The sequence below is a fragment of the Mesorhizobium sp. BR-1-1-10 genome, assembly GCF_020165595.1.
GTDB lineage: Bacteria > Pseudomonadota > Alphaproteobacteria > Rhizobiales > Rhizobiaceae > Mesorhizobium > Mesorhizobium australicum.
Genome location: NZ_JAIUIL010000003.1, coordinates 512,420 through 528,988, shown reverse-complemented (window position 1 = coordinate 528,988; position 16,569 = coordinate 512,420). Strand labels below are relative to the sequence as shown.

Genomic DNA, 16,569 nt, shown 5'->3' with positions numbered 1-16,569 from the left:
CATAATAGTTCAAAGATGAACAATAAACAAGAGCTACCCTGGGACAACCCGCGTTTTCGCAACTGGGTCGCGGTGGCGCGCGCCTGCCATGTGCTGGAGCGCACGCTGGCGGTGAAACTTGCGCCGCTCGACCTTAAGCCGGCGCAGCTCGACGTGCTGATGAACCTCTACCGCCATCCGGGCATGTCGCAGCACGACCTCGCCCGCAAGCTGCTCGTGGGCCGCTCCAACATCACCATGCTGTTGCCGCAGTTGGAGACGCGTGGCCTGCTGCGGCGCGAAGGCGATGAGAAGGACAAGCGCATCTTGCGGCTTACGCTGACCGAAACCGGCGAGGCGCTGCTGATGCGGGCGCTGAAAGTGCATATGGCGCTGATCGAGAAGGCGATGAGCCAGTCGACGCCGGAACAATGCGACATGATCGGCGAGCAGATGCGCAAGATCTATGACGTGCTGAACGAGGCGTGATCGCCCTTTCAGGCGATCACCACATCGATTTCTTCGCCCGCTCCGGCCATTCCCTGTCGTAGGTTTCGCCATCGATATTCTTGCGGCTGGTGATCTCCAAAATCTTTCCTGGTGTCGGCAGCGACTTCGGGTCGACATGCTTGGCAGGGTTCCACAGTTCCGACCGCACGATGGCGCGAGCGCACTGGAAATAGACCGAATCGACATCGATCACGGTGACCGAACGCGCAGGCTTGCCGTCGACCATGAACGACGCGCACAACGCTGGGTCCGTGGTGATATGGGCCCGGCCGTTGATGCGCAGCGTCGTGCCGGAGCCCGGCACCAGGAACAGCAGGCCGACACGCGGATCGCTGATGATGTTCTTCAGCGAATCGGCACGGTTGTTGCCGCGCCGGTCCGGCATCATCAGCGTTTTCGCATCGACGATGCGCACGAAGCCCGCGAGATCGCCGCGCGGCGAACAATCCAGCCCCTCCGGGCCGCTGGTGGCTAGCGCGACAAAGGGCGAGGCTTCGATAAAGGCGGCGTATTCGGGGATGACGTGGTCAAGTTCCTTGACCACCGAGGCCTCGCCGGGCAATCCGTAAAGGGCTTCGAGTTGTTCAACTGTGGTGATGACCGACATTTTTCAGTCTCCCGTCCCGCCGCCCCTACGCCCGATCCGTGACGTTTTGACGACGCAATGGCGGCTAACGATCGCGGCTCAGGCCCTTCTCGGCGAGCTCCGCGAGATAGGCATTCCAGCGTGCATCCTTCTCGTGGCCCAGTGTATGCAGGTAGGTCCAGGTAAAGATGCCGGTGTCATGGAAGTCGTCGAAGGTGATTCGCACCGCATAGTTGCCGACCGGCTCGATCTTCAGGATGGCGACATCGCGTTTGCCGGGGACCGTCACCCGCTGTTCGGGCGAATGGCCCTGCACTTCCGCCGACGGTGAGGCGACGCGCAGCAACTCGGCCGGCAACTCGAACGGCTGGTGGCCGGGAAAGGTCACGGTGAGCAGCTTGCGGTCCTTGGAGACCCTCAGTTCTTTCGGCGCCGTCATGGTCGATCCTGCATGATTTTGCCCTTCCCTACGCTGCTTCGCGCCGTGCGAAAAGGTATGGGATCGTGCCGACACGCAATGTCGGTCGCGGAATGTTACCAAAGATCGAGGTCGGCTATCTTGAATGGCGGGCTGGATCGTATCACATAGCTGTATATAACGGCGCCGTTAACGGCCACGGAAACGCTCGAACATGAACATGATCGACCCCTTCGGTCGCACGATCAGCTATCTCAGAGTGTCGGTCACCGACCGCTGCGATTTCCGCTGCACCTATTGCATGGCCGAGGATATGGCCTTCCTGCCCAAGAAAGACCTGCTGTCGCTGGAAGAACTCGACCGGCTCTGCACCGTGTTCATTGAAAAGGGTGTCAAACGGTTGCGCCTCACCGGCGGTGAGCCGCTGGTGCGCAAGAACATCATGCATCTGGTGCGCCAGCTTTCCCGGCACCTTGACAGCGGCGCACTGGAAGAACTGACGCTGACCACCAACGGTTCGCAGCTTTCGCGCTTCGCCGCGGAACTCGCCGATTGCGGCGTCAAGCGCATCAATGTTTCGCTCGATACGCTCGATGCCGACAAGTTCCACGCCATCACCCGCTGGGGTCATCTCGGCAAGGTCATGGCGGGCATTGATGCCGCCCAGGCGGCTGGATTGAAAGTCAAGCTCAACGCGGTGGCGCTGAAGGATTTCAACGACGCCGAGCTGCCCGAAATGATGCGCTGGGCGCATGGTCGCGGCATGGACCTTACCGTCATCGAAACCATGCCGATGGGCGAGATCGACGCCGATCGCACCGACCAGTACTTGCCGCTGTCGCTGCTGCGCGCATCACTCGAGCGCCAGTTCACGCTGACCGACATTCCGTTCAAGACCGGTGGCCCGGCCCGCTATGTCCAAGTCGCCGAGACCGGCGGAAAACTCGGCTTCATCACGCCGATGACGCATAATTTCTGCGAAAGCTGCAACCGGGTCAGGCTGACTTGCACGGGCACGCTCTATATGTGCCTTGGCCAGGAAGACGCGGCCGACCTACGCGCTCCGTTGCGCGCGTCCGAAGGCAATGAACTGGTTGCCGACGCTATAGACGAAGCCATCGGCCGCAAGCCGAAGGGCCATGACTTCATCATCGACCGCCGCACCAGCCGTCCGTCGGTGTCTCGGCATATGAGTGTCACCGGCGGCTGACCTTGTCTCCTGTCCGTGCGAGAATGCCGTGCAATCATCGGCTTCGGGGCAAGGCATGCGACGGCTCTACTCAATCATCATATCTCTTGCCGCGGTCTCGGCGAATACCGCGTTTGCCGCGCAATCCACCTACGTGAACGAGCGCTTCGGCACCGTTTGCACCTTCCCCGACGATATCTTCACCGATCGCCAGCCCGAGCCTGAGAATGGCGACGGTCAGGTATGGCTGAGCGCGGACGGCGCCAGCCTGACATGCTCCGGCATCCTCAACATCGACCATGAGACGCCGAGAGACTTTGTCGTCGGCGAAAAGACGAGCAATGAGCCTGGCTACAAGGTCACCTACGGCAAGGCCGGCAAGGATCGGGCGGTCCTGTCGGGCGTGAAGGACGGAAAGATTTTTTACGAGCGGCGGCTGTTTGGCGGGGATGGCGTCATCCGCACGATCTGGATCGACTATCCGCCGGCGCTGAAATCGAAATATGACCCGCTGGTCGGCGCCATCGCTGGCAGCCTCAAGGGGCCATGAACCGTTCGAGCCAAGAGTATTTTAGCCACACCGCAAACAAATCTCTGTCGGCAAATGTCGGTCTGATTTACTGGTCATGGTTTCCCGCCTACCCTCCGTTCCGTAGCGATTCATCGCATTTTCGGGGGATTACATCATGCGCAAACTTCTTCTCGCTTTCGCCTTGCTCAGCTTGGCTGCCCTGCCGGCGGCTGCCCAGTCGATCGGCGGCACTTACACCGTTGCCGGCACCAATTTCGATGGTTCGTCCTATGGCGGCGAAGCCACCATCACGCTGACCAGCGGCACCACCTGCACGATCCACTGGGAGACCGGCGGTTCTTCTTCCGACGGCATCTGCATGCGCAACGACAACGCATTCTCCGCTGGCTACGAAATGGGCAAGGATATCGGCCTCGTCGTCTACAAGGTCGAGGATGACGGGTCGCTGCATGGTCTGTGGACCATCGCCGGCAAGGAGGGGAACGGCACCGAGGTGCTGTCACCCAAGAAGTAGACAATCCCTCGTCCGCACCGTGTCGGGAGGCGTTGCCGCCTTCCGACAGAATTCATACCTCGTCCGGGATGGTTTCACGCCGGCGAAGATGGATATCGGGTCCTGGCCCAGCCCTTTGCCGTTGCTGTCTCGTGGCGGGCTGTTACAGCCTTGCTTGCCAAAGCAACCGGTAGATGTCTTGCCCCTTTCCCCAAATCTTCGCGGCGCGTTGTTCATGGTGGTAGCAATGGTTGGCTTCACGCTCAACGACGCCATCACCAAATACTCTTCGGAGTCGATGAATATGGCGCAGGTCATGTTGATCAGAGGGGCGTTCGCCTCGCTGTTCGTCGGTCTGCTGGCTTGGCAACGTGGCGCACTTTTTCAGCCGCGCCTGATGCTGCAGCCGCTGGTGGCGGTCCGTGTCCTGGGCGAGGCGGGCGCTACGGTGTCCTTCCTAGTCGCGCTCGCCCATTTGCCGATCGGCAGCGTTTCGGCCGTTCTGCAAGCGCTGCCGCTGGCGGTGACGATGGGCGCGGCGCTGTTTTTCGGTGAAGCGGTCGGCTGGCGGCGCTGGCTGGCGATCGCCATCGGGTTTGCCGGGGTCATCATCATCGTGCGGCCGGGTTTCGAGGGCTTCAGCATTTACTCGCTGGTGGCGCTGGCATCCGTCGCCTGCTGCACGGTGCGGGACCTTGCCACCAAGCGCATCCCCCAGGCCATCCCGACGATGCTGGTCTCGACCGCCACCGCGCTGGCCATGACCGTAGTCGGTGCGTTTTTGTTGACGCCGATGGGTGGCTGGACACCGATGACCGGCAAAAGCACGGCGCTGCTGGCGCTGGCCGCGGTGCTGGTGCTCATCGGCTACCAATTCATCATCATGGCGATGCGATCGGGTGAGATCTCCTTCATCGCCCCGTTCCGCTACACGGCGCTCCTCTGGTCGATACTGCTTGGCTTGATTATTTTCGGTGACATACCGGACGTGCCGATGATTGCCGGCGCGGCAATAGTTGTTGGCTCGGGTCTCTATACGCTTTATCGCGAGCGGATGGTCGGCCGGCGAAAGATCGTCGCCGAAAGCACCGGCCCGGCCATGGCGCCGGAAGGACTCTAGCACCCCCTTGAAGCCGCTTGCGATTTCCCGCGGCTGGCGTACAGGCTGGATAGCATGAAGCGGGATATCGCGGGGATCATCCTGGCAGGTGGCCAGTCGAGGCGGATGGGCGGTGGCGACAAGGCGTTGTTGCCGCTGGGCGGCGGCTGCGTGCTCGACCAGGTGCTGTCGCGATTTGGCCCGCAGCTCGAGACCCTGGCCCTCAGCGCCAATGGCGATCCGGCGCGGTTCGCCCGGTTCGGGCTGCCGGTGCTTGCCGATACCATCGAAGGCTTTGCCGGGCCGCTTGCCGGAATCCTGACCGGCCTGGAATGGGCCGCCACCGGCACGCCTTGCAGGGCGATCGTCACAGCGGCCGGCGACACGCCTTTCCTGCCGCCGGATCTCGTCGATCGTCTTGCGGCGGCGGCGCATCAACACCCCGGTTCGATCGCCGTCGCCTCTTCGGCGGGCCGGCGGCATCCGACCTTCGCGCTGTGGCCAACCGGATGCCGCGAAGCCTTGCGGCATTTCCTGGTCGATGAGGACAACAGGCGCGTTTCGGCCTTTATCGAACAACACGGCCATGTCGACGTGGAATTCCCTGTCCCGCAATCCGTCGGAATCGATCCTTTCTTCAACATCAATGTGCCGGACGATCTTGCCCAGGCTGAACAGCTGTTGCAGAGCATGTCGCCATGAACAGACGCATCTTCGGCATCACCGGCTGGAAAAACTCCGGCAAGACCACACTGACGGAAAGGCTGGTCGCGGAGCTTGTGCGGCGCGGCTGGAAAGTCTCGACGGTCAAACATGCTCATCATCATTTCGACATCGACAAGCCCGGCGCCGACAGCTTCCGCCACCGGCAGGCGGGTGCTACCGAGGTTGCGATCGTATCGGGCAGTCGCTGGGCGCTGATGCACGAATTGCGTGGCGAGCAGGAGCCGCCGCTGGACGCCATCCTGTCGCGGCTCGCCCCCTGCGACATCGTGCTGGTCGAAGGCTACAAGCGCGAATCCCACCGTAAGATCGAAACGAGGCGGCTGGAAGCGAAGGACCGGACGCCGCTTGCGGTGGATGATCCCAATATTGTCGCCGTCGCCGCGGATTTCGCCATCGCCGACCAGAGCCTGCCGGTGTTCGACCTCGATGACGCAAAATCCATAGCCGACTTCATCGAGCGTACGACCGGCCTCGTTGCTTGAGAAGTAACATAACGGTAGAAGCCCATTACCGATTTCGGCGGTTTTGCGGTTGCTTTTTTCTTGGAAAGAGTGGGAGTATCGGCCTAGCGGGCGGTCAAAAAGCACCGCCCCACAGAGCCGTTTCGGAACGACGGCCGGGACCATAAAGAGAGGACTATCATGCGTATTGCACTGCGTATCGCGCTCGCCGCATCGGCTGCGCTGCTGACGCTCGGCGTAGCCCAGGCCCAGGAGAAGACCCTGCGGATCGGCACCGAAGGCGCCTACCCCCCCTTCAACAACCTCACCGCCGATGGCCAGCTTGTCGGCTTCGACATCGACATCGCCAAGGCACTTTGCGATGAGATGAAGGTCAAGTGCACCTTCGTCGCCCAGGATTGGGACGGCATCATCCCCGCACTTCAGGCCGGCAAGTTCGACGCCATCGTGGCCTCGATGTCGATCACGCCGGAGAGGCAGCAGAAGGTCGACTTCTCGCACAAATACTACAACACCCCGTCGGCGATCGCCGTGCCGAAGGATTCGCCGCTCAAGGGAGTGACCAAGGAAGACCTCGCCGGAAAGAATATCGGCGTCGCCACCACCACCACCCATTTCAACTATGCCTCGAAGACCTACACGGACAGCACCATTAAGGGCTATCCGAGCAGCCCCGAGGAACAGGCTGACCTCGCCAATGGCCGTCTCGACGCCATCGAGGACGATATTGTCGTGCTGCAGCAGTTTCTGGATTCGCCTGAAGGCGCCTGCTGCAAGATTCTCGGCCAGCCCTCGCCGCAACCTGTCGAAATTTTCGGACCTGGCGCCGGCATCGCCGTTCGAAAGGGCGATACCGACCTGGTCAACAAGCTGAATTCCGCCATCGACGCCATCCGCGCCAACGGAAAATACAAGGAAATCAACGACAAGTACTTCAAGTTCGACGTCTACGGCGCCGAGTCCTGATCATCATTGCCAAGGCGGCGGGGTTTCCCTGCCGCCTTGTTCATCTCGGGAGCGCCGTGGGGTAAGGCCAGTCAATGCCAGTCCAAAGCATATGGACACTGCTCAGTTGGGGACCGGAGGGCTGGAGTGACGATATTGCCTATGGTGCGTTGGTCACCATCGCGCTCGCGCTTGCAACGCTGCCGATCGGCCTGACGATCGGCTTTTTCGTAGCCTGGGCCAAGCAGTCCGAAGAACCGTCGCTGCGGCTGGCCGCCAACATCTACACCACCATGTTTCGCGGCCTGCCGGAATTGGTGACGCTGTTCCTGTTCTTCTTCGGCATGCCCATCTTGCTGCAATACGTCATCCGCCTCTTCAAGCCCGAGGCAACGATCGATGTCGACAGCTTCATCGCCGGCATGATCGTGCTGTCGCTGATCTTTTCTTCCTACGCCAGCGAGGTATTCCTCTCCGCCTTTCGCGCCATTCCGAAGGGCCAGTATGAAGGCGGCTATGCAATCGGCCTGTCGAAATGGCTTACCATGCGCAAGGTGATCCTGCCGCAGCTGCTGCGCATCGCCTTTCCCGGCCTTGAGAATTGCTGGCTGAGCCTGCTCAAGGACACCGCCCTCGTCTCGGTCGTCAACCTCGCTGAAACCCTGCGCAATGCCGGCGTGGCGGCACGTGTCACCAAGCATTCCTTCCTGTTCTACAGCGTCGCCGCACTGGTTTTCCTCGTCCTGGCGATCCTGTCGTCGATCGCGACCGGGTTCATCTTGCGCTCGCTGGGGCGGAGGGAGGCACGATGAGCGTCACGGAAGCGATCTCGGTCGACCGCCCGCCGCCGCGGGCACGCGGCTGGCCGCGCACCCGCATCGTCGGTTACGCACTCGTCGGCCTCTGGATCCTCTTCGGCCTCGGTATCCTCGCCTATCTCGTCTACGCCTGGAATGGCGAGTTCTTTGCCAGGTATGTACCCGCCTATCTGCAGGGGCTGTGGACCACGCTGTCGCTCGTGGCGATCTCGATGGTGGCCGGCGCGATCTTTTCGCTGCCCGTCACCTATGGCCGCATGTCGAAGAACCGGTTCTTGTCCGGCCTCGCCTATTGCTATGTCTATTTCTTCCGCGGCACACCGCTGCTCGTCCAGGTCTATCTGGTCTATTACGGGTTGGGTTCGTTCCGGCCGGAACTCAGTGCATTTGGCTTCTATTTGCCGGTCATTAGCGATTGGCAACAAATTATGCCCTACGTAAGCATCCCGACCGGGCTGGCGATCGAAAGATTCACGCTCTGGGATTTCTTCAAAGATGCGTTTTTCTGCGGCGTCTTTGCCTTTGCGCTCAACACCGCGGCCTACCAGGCCGAAATCCTCCGCGGCGCCATCGAGAGTGTTCCCAGGGGCCAATGGGAAGGTGCTGCCTCGCTCGGCCTGCACAAGCTGCAGACGCTGCGCAAGGTCATCCTGCCGCAGGCGTTCATCGTGGCCTTGCGGCCCTACGGCAATGAACTGGTTCTGATGATCAAGGCCTCGGCGATCGTCGCCATCATCACGGTCTACGACTTGATGGGCAATGCGAAACTTGCCTACGCCAAATCCTTCGATTTCCAGGCCTATGTCTGGGTCGCCATCGTCTATCTGGTGATGGTCGAAATCCTGCGCCATGGCGTCGAATGGATCGAGCGCAGGATTACGATCCACCTCAATCGCTGAGCCGCTCCGGATCGGCCTGTGCCAGTCGATGCCGCAGCGCGCGCCTTGACGAATTCGTCGCATGGCCTAGAGCTTCCGCAGCTGAAATCTCTGTTTCGCCGGAAGGACAAGGCATGGCATCGGTGGCATTTCTCGGTCTTGGCGTCATGGGCTATCCCATGGCCGGACACCTGAAGAACAAGGGTGGCCACGACGTGACCGTCTACAACCGCACCCAAGCCAAAGCTGAGCAGTGGGTCGCCCAACATGGCGGCGGCTCTGCCGCGACGCCGGCCCAGGCCGCCGAGGGCAAGGATTTCGTTTTTTCCTGTGTCGGCAACGATGACGACTTGCGCTCGGTGACTACAGGCCCCGCGGGCGCTTTCAAGGCGATGAAGAAAGGCTCGGTCTTCATCGACAACACCACGGCTTCGGCTGAAGTCGCGCGCGAACTGGCCGAAGCCGCGCAATCGGGCGGCTTCTCATTTCTCGACGCGCCCGTCTCCGGTGGCCAGGCGGGCGCCGAGAACGGCGTGCTGACTGTCATGGTCGGCGGCGATGAGGCCGCCTTCGACAGGGCCAGGCCAGTTATCGACGCTTTTGCCCGCATGGTTGGACTGATGGGATCGGCGGGCGCCGGGCAGCTCACCAAGATGATCAACCAGATCTGTATCGCCGGGCTGGTGCAGGGGCTTTCGGAAGGCATCCATTTCGGCAAGAAGGCAGGTCTCGACATTGAGAAGGTCATCGAGGTGATTTCCAAGGGCGCGGCCGGTTCCTGGCAGATGGAAAACCGGCACAAGACCATGAATGCCGGCAAGTATGACTTCGGTTTCGCCGTCGACTGGATGCGCAAGGATCTCGGCATCTGCCTTGAAGAGGCCGATCGCAATGGCGCCAGGCTGCCGGTGACCGCGCTGGTCGACCAGTTCTACAAGGACGTGCAGGCGATGGGCGGCAAGCGCTGGGACACGTCCTCGCTGCTGGCGCGGCTGGAGAAGTAGGCGCAGTGTCCCTGCCCGTTCCAGGCTGGACCGCGCAGGACATCGTCGCCCATCTGCGCTCGATCGGAACCGAGGAAACCCGCGCCGGCATGGGGCGGTTCGGTATCAACACCGCGACCGCGCTCGGTGTCGCCAATGCGGATTTGCGGCCTTTGGCGCGCAAGCTGAAACGCAACCACGAGCGATCCCTGGCGCTGTGGGACAGCGGCGTTCGCGAAGCACGGCTGATGGCGGCCTTCACCGGCGAGCCGAAAAAGATCACCATTGAAGAGTGCCGCCGCTGGGCCGGCGATTTCGACTCCTGGGAGATCGTCGACACCGTCTCGGATCTGTTCGTGGACACGCCGTTCTGGCGCCAGCTGGTCGAGGAGTTTGCCGCCGACGAGCGCGAATTCGTCCGCCGCACGGCCTTCGCGATGCTGGCATGGGCGTCAGTGCATTTGAAAAAGGAGCCGGACGCGACGTTTCTGTCCTACCTGCCGCTAGTCGAGGCTCATTCCCGCGACGAGCGCAATTTCGTCAGGAAAGCGGTCAACTGGGCGCTGCGGCAAATCGGCAAACGGTCGGTGGGTTTGCATGGCCCTGCCCTTGCCCTGGCGCAGGAACTTGCCAACTCCGCGAACAGGACGGCGCGCTGGATCGGCAAGGATGCGGTGAAAGAACTCTCGCATGCCAAAACCCACGAACGCCTCGCCACCAGAAAGACCTGACAAGGCGGGGATTGCCGCAGCCGGTTCTCGCCGACATGTGACGCGGCTCGAGCATTGACGCCACCGACAGCGGCGTCTTTACTCGCCCGCAAAGGATGCGACCATGAACCATTTCAAAGCGATCCTGGCGCTTGCGGCCGCGCTTGCACTCTCCACCGCGGGCGCTTCGGCCGAGACCACGCACATCTTCTGGAAGGATCTGCGCCCGGCGACGCAGGCCGTCGCCGAAGACGCCGGCTTGCCGATGATCGCGGCGAAACTGCCGGATCATGGCGAGACACTCTCGGTCGCCCTGCACGACAAGACCATACAATTAGCCGGCTATGCATTGCCGGTCGATCGCGACGGAGATCTCGTTTATCAGTTCCTGCTGGTGCCATGGACGGGTGCGTGCAGCCACATGCCGACGCCTCCGCCCAACCAGATCGTGCTGGTCACACCGGCCCGTCCCTACAAGATGTCCGAGGCCTACCAGTCGGTTGCCGTCACCGGCGCCCTGAACCCGGACATGGAGAAGAGCCAACTGTTCATTCTTGACGGCGTCAGCGTCATCCAGTCCGGCTACACCGTGCGCAAGGCAGATGTCGTGGGCGTCGACACGGTTCCGGACTCCGTTGTGTTGCCGGTGAACTCGCCCTGGAGCTTCCTCAACAAGAAGAAGAATTGAACGGCGGGCTCAGGCCGCGTTCGCGCCCGACTCCTTGTCCAGCACCATATAGTCGAGCGGGATTTCGGTCGTGTACTTGATCTGCTCCATGGCGAAGGATGACGACACGTCCCGGATCTCGATCTTGGCGATTAGCCGTTTGTAGAAGGCGTCGTAGGCGGCAATGTCGGGCACCACGACCCGCAAGAGGTAATCGACGTCGCCACTCATGCGATAGAATTCGACCACCTCGGGAAATTCCTGGATGACCTCGGAAAACCGGCGCAGCCATTCATGACTATGCGAATTGGTGCGGATCGACACGAAGACGGTGACCCGCACATTGACCTTCTCGTGGTCGAGAATGGCGACGCGCCGCTTGATGACGCCCTCCTCCTCCAGCTTCTGGATGCGCCGCCAGCACGGCGTGGTCGACAGGCCGACTTTCTTGGCGACATCGGCGACCGCGAGCGTCGCGTCCTCCTGCAGCAAGCGGAGAATTTTTCGGTCGAGGCGATCCATCGGAGGCTCCTGGTGGAATAGTTTCGCTATATTCCCTTTTGTTTGGGCCATTCACAAGAAAAAAATTCTGCCGCTTGTGACGAAAGCGAGTGTTTTCTTGCTCAATGCCTAACCGAGGCGATAGCGGATTTCCGAGCGCAGGAAAGGCAGCAAATCCATTTCAAACCACGGATTCTGCTTCAACCAGCCTGTGTTGCGCCAGGATGGATGTGGCAGCGGCAGCACTTTGGGGCCGACGGAATTCTCCCAGATGGCGCGCCAGTCCATCACCGTTTCCGTCAGCGAGGCGCGCCGCGCCGCGCCCATATGCCAGGTCTGCGCGTAGATGCCGATCGTCAGCACCAGGTCGATCCGCGGCATCAGCGCCATCAAGGGCGCGCGCCAGGCCGGGGCGCATTCGCGCCTCGGCGGCAGGTCGCCGCCCTTGGCGTCCTGTCCGGGAAAGCAGAAGCCCATCGGCACGATGGCGAATTTCTCGATGTCGTAGAATTCGTCGCTGGTCACACCAAGCCAAGTCCGCAAACGGTCGCCCGAAGCATCGGTGAAGGGCATGCCCGACAGATGCACCTTGGTTCCCGGTGCTTGGCTGGCGATCAGGATGCGGGCGCTGGAAGAGGGTCGCAGCACCGGACGCGGCTCATGCGCCAGCGGCTTGCCGATGGGATCGTCCGCGCAGATGCGGCAAGCGCGGACCGTCGTGGCGAAGCTGTCCAGTTCCACGCTCAAGCAGCGGCACTCGGCCGGCTGGAGATTGCCTGATGCCAACGCGACACATTGGTGCATTCCTCCGGCACCTTGATGCGTGCCGGCTTCATGAAGTCGATCGCGATCAGCCCTGTGATGTCGGCAATGGAATAGCTGTCGCCGGCGACGAATTCACGGCTGCCGAGTTCAGCATCGAGCAGCATGAGAAACTCCACCGCCTTCGGCTTGTTGGCCTCACCCCATTCAGGGATCTGCGGAATTTCCCATTCCTTCATGGCGGGATGGATATGGCGGAAAGCCTGCGTGACGCTGCTGAGCAGGTTGAACTCCATCCGCCTCTGCCACATCTCGACCTTTGCCTTGCCAAGCGCGTCGTTTCCGAACAATGCCGGCTCGGGATGGAGTTCCTCGAAATAGCGGCAGATGGCGACGGATTCGGTGAGGATGGTGCCGTCATCGAGTTCCAGCACCGGCAGGCGCCGCAGCGGGTTGCGCGAGCTTACCGGCTGCTGTTTGTGCTCCAGCGCGCCCATGTCGACGGGCACCAACGGAACCGCGATCCCCTTCTCGGCGAGAAAAATCCGAACCCGCCGAGGGTTGGGTGCCCGGCCGCCGTCGAACAGCTTCATTTCGATCCTCCTTTTCCTTCCGCCAGACACGCTTCACCAGAAGCGAAAGATCTCGCGCGCCGCGTCGCCGATCGACGCCAGTGTGCCATGTTTTCGCTCGACGACCTCGCCGTGGTGACTATCGCGCCAGTCCTGCGGCAGGTCGAACGTGCCCGCCCAGATGCCAACCCTGGCCGCGCGGGCCGTTGCTTCATCGCCTTCGAAAGCGCCGTAGGCAACGGCCCAGCCGGCCTCGACCTGGGCGCGGTTTAGGTCGGTGCCGCCGGCCTTGCAGTCGCCGAGCAACCGGCCATAGCGGTCGCGCTGCCAGCCGCTGCAGGTGACCGGCCTGCCGGCGATCAGCCGCACCAGCGACTGGCGCGCCAGCGTGCCACAGGCATAATCGGCGCCGTTCTTGTGGCAAGTCTGGGTGTATTCCGGGGCGTCGATGCCGCGCATGCGGATGCGCTCGGCGCCGAGCGTGATCGAATCGCCGTCATTGATGATGGCTGTACCTTGCGTCTTGCGTGTCTCCACTCGATCGAGACGCGCCGCAAGCAGGATCAGCAGCCCCAGAATGATGACGGTCAGCCCGTAATCCAGCAGCTTTCGCCACGGACTTCTCGGGCGCGCTGCCGCGTACCTCGGGCGCGACCTTGGCGACCACGAACGGCTCATATGGCAAACGGTTGGTTAATCATTCGCACGTAGCTTAACACCTTGAAATCGCTGCGCGCATAAATTGAAGCTTTTGATGCCCTTGCAACGCTCGAACACGGCGGACAAGTTCATTGTGGACCGCAGGAAACGGCATCGCAACAGCGATGTCGCGCGCGCGGTTCGCAAGACGCGCGACCGTCTTTCGCAGCAGGCCGGCAATCTCGATTTCGACCGCGAGCTGCTGAAGCTCCATGCCCAGGCGATGACCAGCGGTGCCGTCGTCATCCCGATGCTCGTCCTGGCGATCGCCGCGGCCGGTCGTCTGGCCGGTGTCGGCAATGAGATCGGGCTCTGGGCGTTGTTTACGCTGACCTCTTATACGATCGTCGTTTTCATGGCGCGGCGCATCGAGCGCACGGAAGCTTCCGAACTTAACGCCTTGCAAACGCGAAGGGAATTCCTGGTCGGCCACTTCCTTTGTGGTCTGGGCTGGGCCTGGTTCGTCTGGCTGGGCTGCGGGGCCTGCGAGGTCGACCAGTTCCAGGCGGTCAAGGCGGTGGTGCTGCTGTTTGCCATGGCAGGGACGGCGCTCATGGCCTCGTCCCTGGGCGGAGCACTGCTGGCGACCTTCGCGGTTCCAGTGGCGCTCTACGCCTATGCCGCGACCAAGTCCTGGATGCCGGTCGGGGCCACCATGGCTGCGCTGCTTGTCCTGTCGCTGCCTTTCTTCGCCTATATTGCCAGTCACCTCAATCGTTTTTCCCTGCTGCTGTTGTCGTTCCGCTCCGAAAAGGACGCGCTGATCGCCGAAGTGGAGACGGCGAAGTCGATGTCGGACGAGGCGCGGCGGCGGGCTGAGGACGCCAACCTGGCAAAATCGCGTTTCCTCGCTTCGATGAGCCACGAATTGCGCACGCCGCTCAACGCCATTCTCGGCTTTTCCGAGGTGATGGCGAACGAAGTCCTCGGGCCGATGAGCAATCCCACCTATCGTGACTACGCCCACGACGTGCATGACTCAGGCCAGCATCTGCTCGACCTGATCAACGAGATCCTCGACCTATCGCGCATCGAGGCCGGCCGCTACCAGCTCAACGAGGAGCCGGTCATGTTGCTCAACATCGTCGAGGATTGCTGCCACATGATGGAGTTGAAGGCGCGCAACAAGGACATCCGCGTCATCCAGGATTTCGAACAGACATTGCCGCGGCTGTTCGCCGACGAGCGCGCCGTGCGCCAGATCACGCTCAACCTTCTGTCCAATGCCATCAAGTTCACCGCCACCGGCGGCGAAATCCGCGTCCGGGTCGGCTGGACGGCGGGCGGCGGACAATACATTTCGATCAAGGACAACGGTCCGGGCATTCCCGAAGACGAGATTCCGGTCGTGCTTTCAGCCTTCGGCCAGGGTTCGATCGCCATCAAGAGCGCCGAGCAAGGCACCGGGCTTGGCCTGCCGATCGTCCAAGGGCTGCTCGCCATGCATGGCGGCGAGTTCGAGCTTCATTCCAAGCTGCGCGAAGGCACCGAGGCGATCGCTATTTTCCCGCTGAGCCGGGTGATGGAAGAACTGCCGGCGCTGCCGACCGCGGCGGTGGCCGCGCGACGGCGGTAAGGACCCCGTAAACGCTGGTGCCGCGTGGTCAACCCCGCACAGCCGCCGCCATGCCCGAACTGGTCAGTGCCGCCGCCTTGACCAGCCCAGCCGCCAGAGCGGCTCCCGCCCCTTCGCCGTGGCCGATCCCCAGATCGAGCAGCGGAGGCAGCCCGAGGTGCTCGGCCGCCCTTGCATGCGCGGGCTCCGGCGACAGGCTGGCGAGAAGACAATGATCAAGGGCTGCGGGGTTCGCTGCATGCAGCACCGCCGCGGCTGCCGTTGCCGCGAAGCCATCGAGCAGTACCGGTATCCGCTGCATCCGCGCGGCAAGGATTGCGCCGGCTATCGCCGCGAACTCGCGGCCGCCCACCCGGCGCAGCGCCTCAAGCGGATCTTCTAGATGGCGGCCATGAAAAGCCAGCGCCGCATCGACCACCTCTGCCTTGCGAGCCCGCATCGCCGCGTCGGCGCCGGATCCCGGGCCAACCGAGTCGGCACCCCTGCCCCCCAAAAGCGCGGCGAGCAGGGCGGCGGCGACGGTGGAATTGCCGACGCCGAGATCGCCGAGGCAAAGCAGGTCGGTGCCGCCGGCAATCGCCTCCATGCCGAAGGCCATGGTGGCGGCGCAACCGCGCTCATCGAGCGCGGCGTCCTCGGTGATGTCGCCGGTCGGGATGTGCAGGGCAAGATCGAACACCTTCAGACCGAGGTCGTTGGCAATGCAGATCTGGTTGATCGCCGCACCGCCGGCCGCGCAAAGCTCGACCGCGTTAGCGGTCGCCGCCACGGGCCTCGGCGAAATGCCTTGCCTGGCAACGCCATGGTTGCCGGCAAAGACAGCCATCAGGGGCCTAGTCACGGCAGGCGGAGCGCGACCGCTCCAGGCTGCGAGCCAGGCGGCGATGTCCTCGACGCGGCCAAGCGAATTCTCAGGCTTATCGGCCTTGGCAAACAGTGTGCGCACGCGCGCTTCAGCTTTGAGGTCGGCCAATGGCAGATTGCCGAGCAGGTCGCGGAAATCATCGAAAGGCAGTGCACTGGTCATGTCGCGAACAATCGTTCCTGGAGCAGAGGAGCGGAATAGCTGTCTTGCGTGACCGGCACAACCTCCTCGATCGTCCTTCCTGATTTGCCGCAAAGGCGGCCACGGAAGGCGCGATCGGGAGGGCTTGCATTGGCTTTGCCGTTGCACCATGTGGAGGTGGAAGAGCGGATTCCGGACCGGGTCCACCGAGAGAAAGTCATGACGGCCATCGAATCTCCCTGCATCCTGGTCTGTTCGATCGATATGAAAACCGGCTTCTGCTTCGGTTGCGGCCGCACGCGCGAGGAGATCGGCGCCTGGATAGGGATGACGCCCGAGACGCGCCGCAGCGTGATGGCCGAACTGCCAGCCCGGCTCGAAACCGTCGAGCGCCGGCCGCGCCGTGAAACGCGCCGCACCCGCATGGCACGCGAACGCGACGCACTCTAGCGAGGGACG

22 protein-coding genes are annotated in these 16,569 nt (G+C 62.3%); 15 read left to right on the top strand and 7 right to left on the bottom strand.

From position 1 onward, the window contains the following. Positions 1-15 precede the first annotated feature (15 nt). A complete protein-coding gene (locus LB555_RS08435; protein ID WP_023773737.1) occupies positions 16-468 on the top strand; it encodes a MarR family winged helix-turn-helix transcriptional regulator in 453 nt (150 codons plus the stop codon). Positions 469-484: 16 nt separating this feature from the next. On the opposite strand, the gene LB555_RS08430 is transcribed toward LB555_RS08435, so the two are convergent. Together LB555_RS08430 and LB555_RS08425 are read right to left on the bottom strand one after the other, a co-directional pair. Then, a complete protein-coding gene (locus tag LB555_RS08430; RefSeq protein WP_224682621.1) occupies positions 485-1,096 on the bottom strand; it encodes a pyridoxamine 5'-phosphate oxidase family protein in 612 nt (203 codons plus the stop codon). Positions 1,097-1,160: 64 nt separating this feature from the next. Continuing rightward, positions 1,161-1,514 (bottom strand): gamma-butyrobetaine hydroxylase-like domain-containing protein, encoded by a 354-nt coding sequence (locus LB555_RS08425; RefSeq protein ID WP_224682620.1) that lies wholly within the window; start codon positions 1,512-1,514, stop codon positions 1,161-1,163. A 193-nt stretch (positions 1,515-1,707) separates the two neighbouring features. Between LB555_RS08425 and moaA the strand changes: the two genes are divergently transcribed. The 12 genes from moaA to LB555_RS08365 all read left to right on the top strand — a co-directional run bounded on the left by moaA (position 1,708) and on the right by LB555_RS08365 (position 11,015). Further along, positions 1,708-2,703, top strand: a complete 996-nt coding sequence (moaA, locus tag LB555_RS08420) for a GTP 3',8-cyclase MoaA (RefSeq protein ID WP_140664526.1) — start codon at positions 1,708-1,710, stop codon at positions 2,701-2,703. 55 nt (positions 2,704-2,758) lie between these two features. Next, positions 2,759-3,232 (top strand): hypothetical protein, encoded by a 474-nt coding sequence (locus LB555_RS08415; RefSeq protein WP_224682619.1) that lies wholly within the window; start codon positions 2,759-2,761, stop codon positions 3,230-3,232. Between the two features lie 136 nt (positions 3,233-3,368). Beyond that, positions 3,369-3,728, top strand: coding sequence for a hypothetical protein (locus LB555_RS08410; protein ID WP_140790819.1), 360 nt, complete (start codon positions 3,369-3,371; stop codon positions 3,726-3,728). Between the two features lie 178 nt (positions 3,729-3,906). Beyond that, the gene (locus LB555_RS08405; RefSeq protein WP_015317858.1) at positions 3,907-4,827 is read left to right on the top strand and encodes a DMT family transporter; all 921 of its coding nucleotides are present in this window, start codon (positions 3,907-3,909) and stop codon (positions 4,825-4,827) included. A gap of 54 nt (positions 4,828-4,881) precedes the next feature. Then, entirely contained in the window at positions 4,882-5,508 is a 627-nt protein-coding gene (gene mobA / locus LB555_RS08400) for a molybdenum cofactor guanylyltransferase MobA (protein ID WP_140718205.1), read from the top strand. Further along, a complete protein-coding gene (gene mobB / locus LB555_RS08395; protein WP_140619683.1) occupies positions 5,505-6,014 on the top strand; it encodes a molybdopterin-guanine dinucleotide biosynthesis protein B in 510 nt (169 codons plus the stop codon). The genes mobA and mobB overlap by 4 nt, the downstream gene beginning before the upstream one ends. Positions 6,015-6,173: 159 nt before the next feature. Beyond that, positions 6,174-6,959 (top strand): ABC transporter substrate-binding protein, encoded by a 786-nt coding sequence (locus LB555_RS08390; RefSeq protein ID WP_015317855.1) that lies wholly within the window; start codon positions 6,174-6,176, stop codon positions 6,957-6,959. A 74-nt stretch (positions 6,960-7,033) separates the two neighbouring features. Continuing rightward, positions 7,034-7,750, top strand: a complete 717-nt coding sequence (locus tag LB555_RS08385; RefSeq protein WP_015317854.1) for an ABC transporter permease — start codon at positions 7,034-7,036, stop codon at positions 7,748-7,750. Beyond that, the gene (locus LB555_RS08380; RefSeq protein ID WP_140718207.1) at positions 7,747-8,655 is read left to right on the top strand and encodes an ABC transporter permease; all 909 of its coding nucleotides are present in this window, start codon (positions 7,747-7,749) and stop codon (positions 8,653-8,655) included. Before LB555_RS08385 ends, LB555_RS08380 begins: the two co-directional genes overlap by 4 nt. A gap of 113 nt (positions 8,656-8,768) precedes the next feature. After that, positions 8,769-9,638, top strand: coding sequence for an NAD(P)-dependent oxidoreductase (locus LB555_RS08375; protein WP_140718209.1), 870 nt, complete (start codon positions 8,769-8,771; stop codon positions 9,636-9,638). 5 nt (positions 9,639-9,643) lie between these two features. Then, a complete protein-coding gene (locus LB555_RS08370; RefSeq protein WP_224597457.1) occupies positions 9,644-10,348 on the top strand; it encodes a DNA alkylation repair protein in 705 nt (234 codons plus the stop codon). Positions 10,349-10,451: 103 nt separating this feature from the next. Continuing rightward, positions 10,452-11,015 carry a DUF3299 domain-containing protein gene (locus LB555_RS08365; RefSeq protein ID WP_140873880.1) on the top strand — a complete coding sequence of 188 codons (564 nt, stop codon included), beginning with the start codon at positions 10,452-10,454 and terminating at the stop codon, positions 11,013-11,015. 9 nt (positions 11,016-11,024) lie between these two features. Here the strand turns inward: LB555_RS08365 and LB555_RS08360 are convergent, their stop codons facing one another. The 4 genes from LB555_RS08360 to LB555_RS08345 all read right to left on the bottom strand — a co-directional run bounded on the left by LB555_RS08360 (position 11,025) and on the right by LB555_RS08345 (position 13,507). Continuing rightward, positions 11,025-11,516, bottom strand: coding sequence for an Lrp/AsnC family transcriptional regulator (locus LB555_RS08360; protein ID WP_006205209.1), 492 nt, complete (start codon positions 11,514-11,516; stop codon positions 11,025-11,027). Positions 11,517-11,624: 108 nt separating this feature from the next. Next, on the bottom strand, positions 11,625-12,299 hold the full coding sequence (locus tag LB555_RS08355) for a uracil-DNA glycosylase family protein (RefSeq protein ID WP_224643828.1): 675 nt from the start codon (positions 12,297-12,299) through the stop codon (positions 11,625-11,627). Further along, positions 12,239-12,850 (bottom strand): glutathione S-transferase, encoded by a 612-nt coding sequence (locus tag LB555_RS08350; RefSeq protein ID WP_140824456.1) that lies wholly within the window; start codon positions 12,848-12,850, stop codon positions 12,239-12,241. The genes LB555_RS08355 and LB555_RS08350 overlap by 61 nt, the downstream gene beginning before the upstream one ends. A gap of 33 nt (positions 12,851-12,883) precedes the next feature. After that, a complete protein-coding gene (locus tag LB555_RS08345; protein ID WP_140619697.1) occupies positions 12,884-13,507 on the bottom strand; it encodes a thermonuclease family protein in 624 nt (207 codons plus the stop codon). A gap of 76 nt (positions 13,508-13,583) precedes the next feature. On the opposite strand from LB555_RS08345, the gene LB555_RS08340 reads away from it, so the two are divergent. After that, positions 13,584-15,104 (top strand): sensor histidine kinase, encoded by a 1,521-nt coding sequence (locus LB555_RS08340; protein ID WP_140619699.1) that lies wholly within the window; start codon positions 13,584-13,586, stop codon positions 15,102-15,104. A gap of 28 nt (positions 15,105-15,132) precedes the next feature. Here LB555_RS08340 and LB555_RS08335 read toward each other — a convergent pair whose 3' ends face one another. After that, a complete protein-coding gene (locus LB555_RS08335; protein WP_224643829.1) occupies positions 15,133-16,131 on the bottom strand; it encodes a nicotinate-nucleotide--dimethylbenzimidazole phosphoribosyltransferase in 999 nt (332 codons plus the stop codon). 198 nt (positions 16,132-16,329) lie between these two features. Here LB555_RS08335 and LB555_RS08330 point away from each other — a divergent pair, with 198 nt between their 5' ends. Further along, on the top strand, positions 16,330-16,560 hold the full coding sequence (locus tag LB555_RS08330; RefSeq protein WP_041163452.1) for a DUF1289 domain-containing protein: 231 nt from the start codon (positions 16,330-16,332) through the stop codon (positions 16,558-16,560). Positions 16,561-16,569 lie beyond the last annotated feature (9 nt).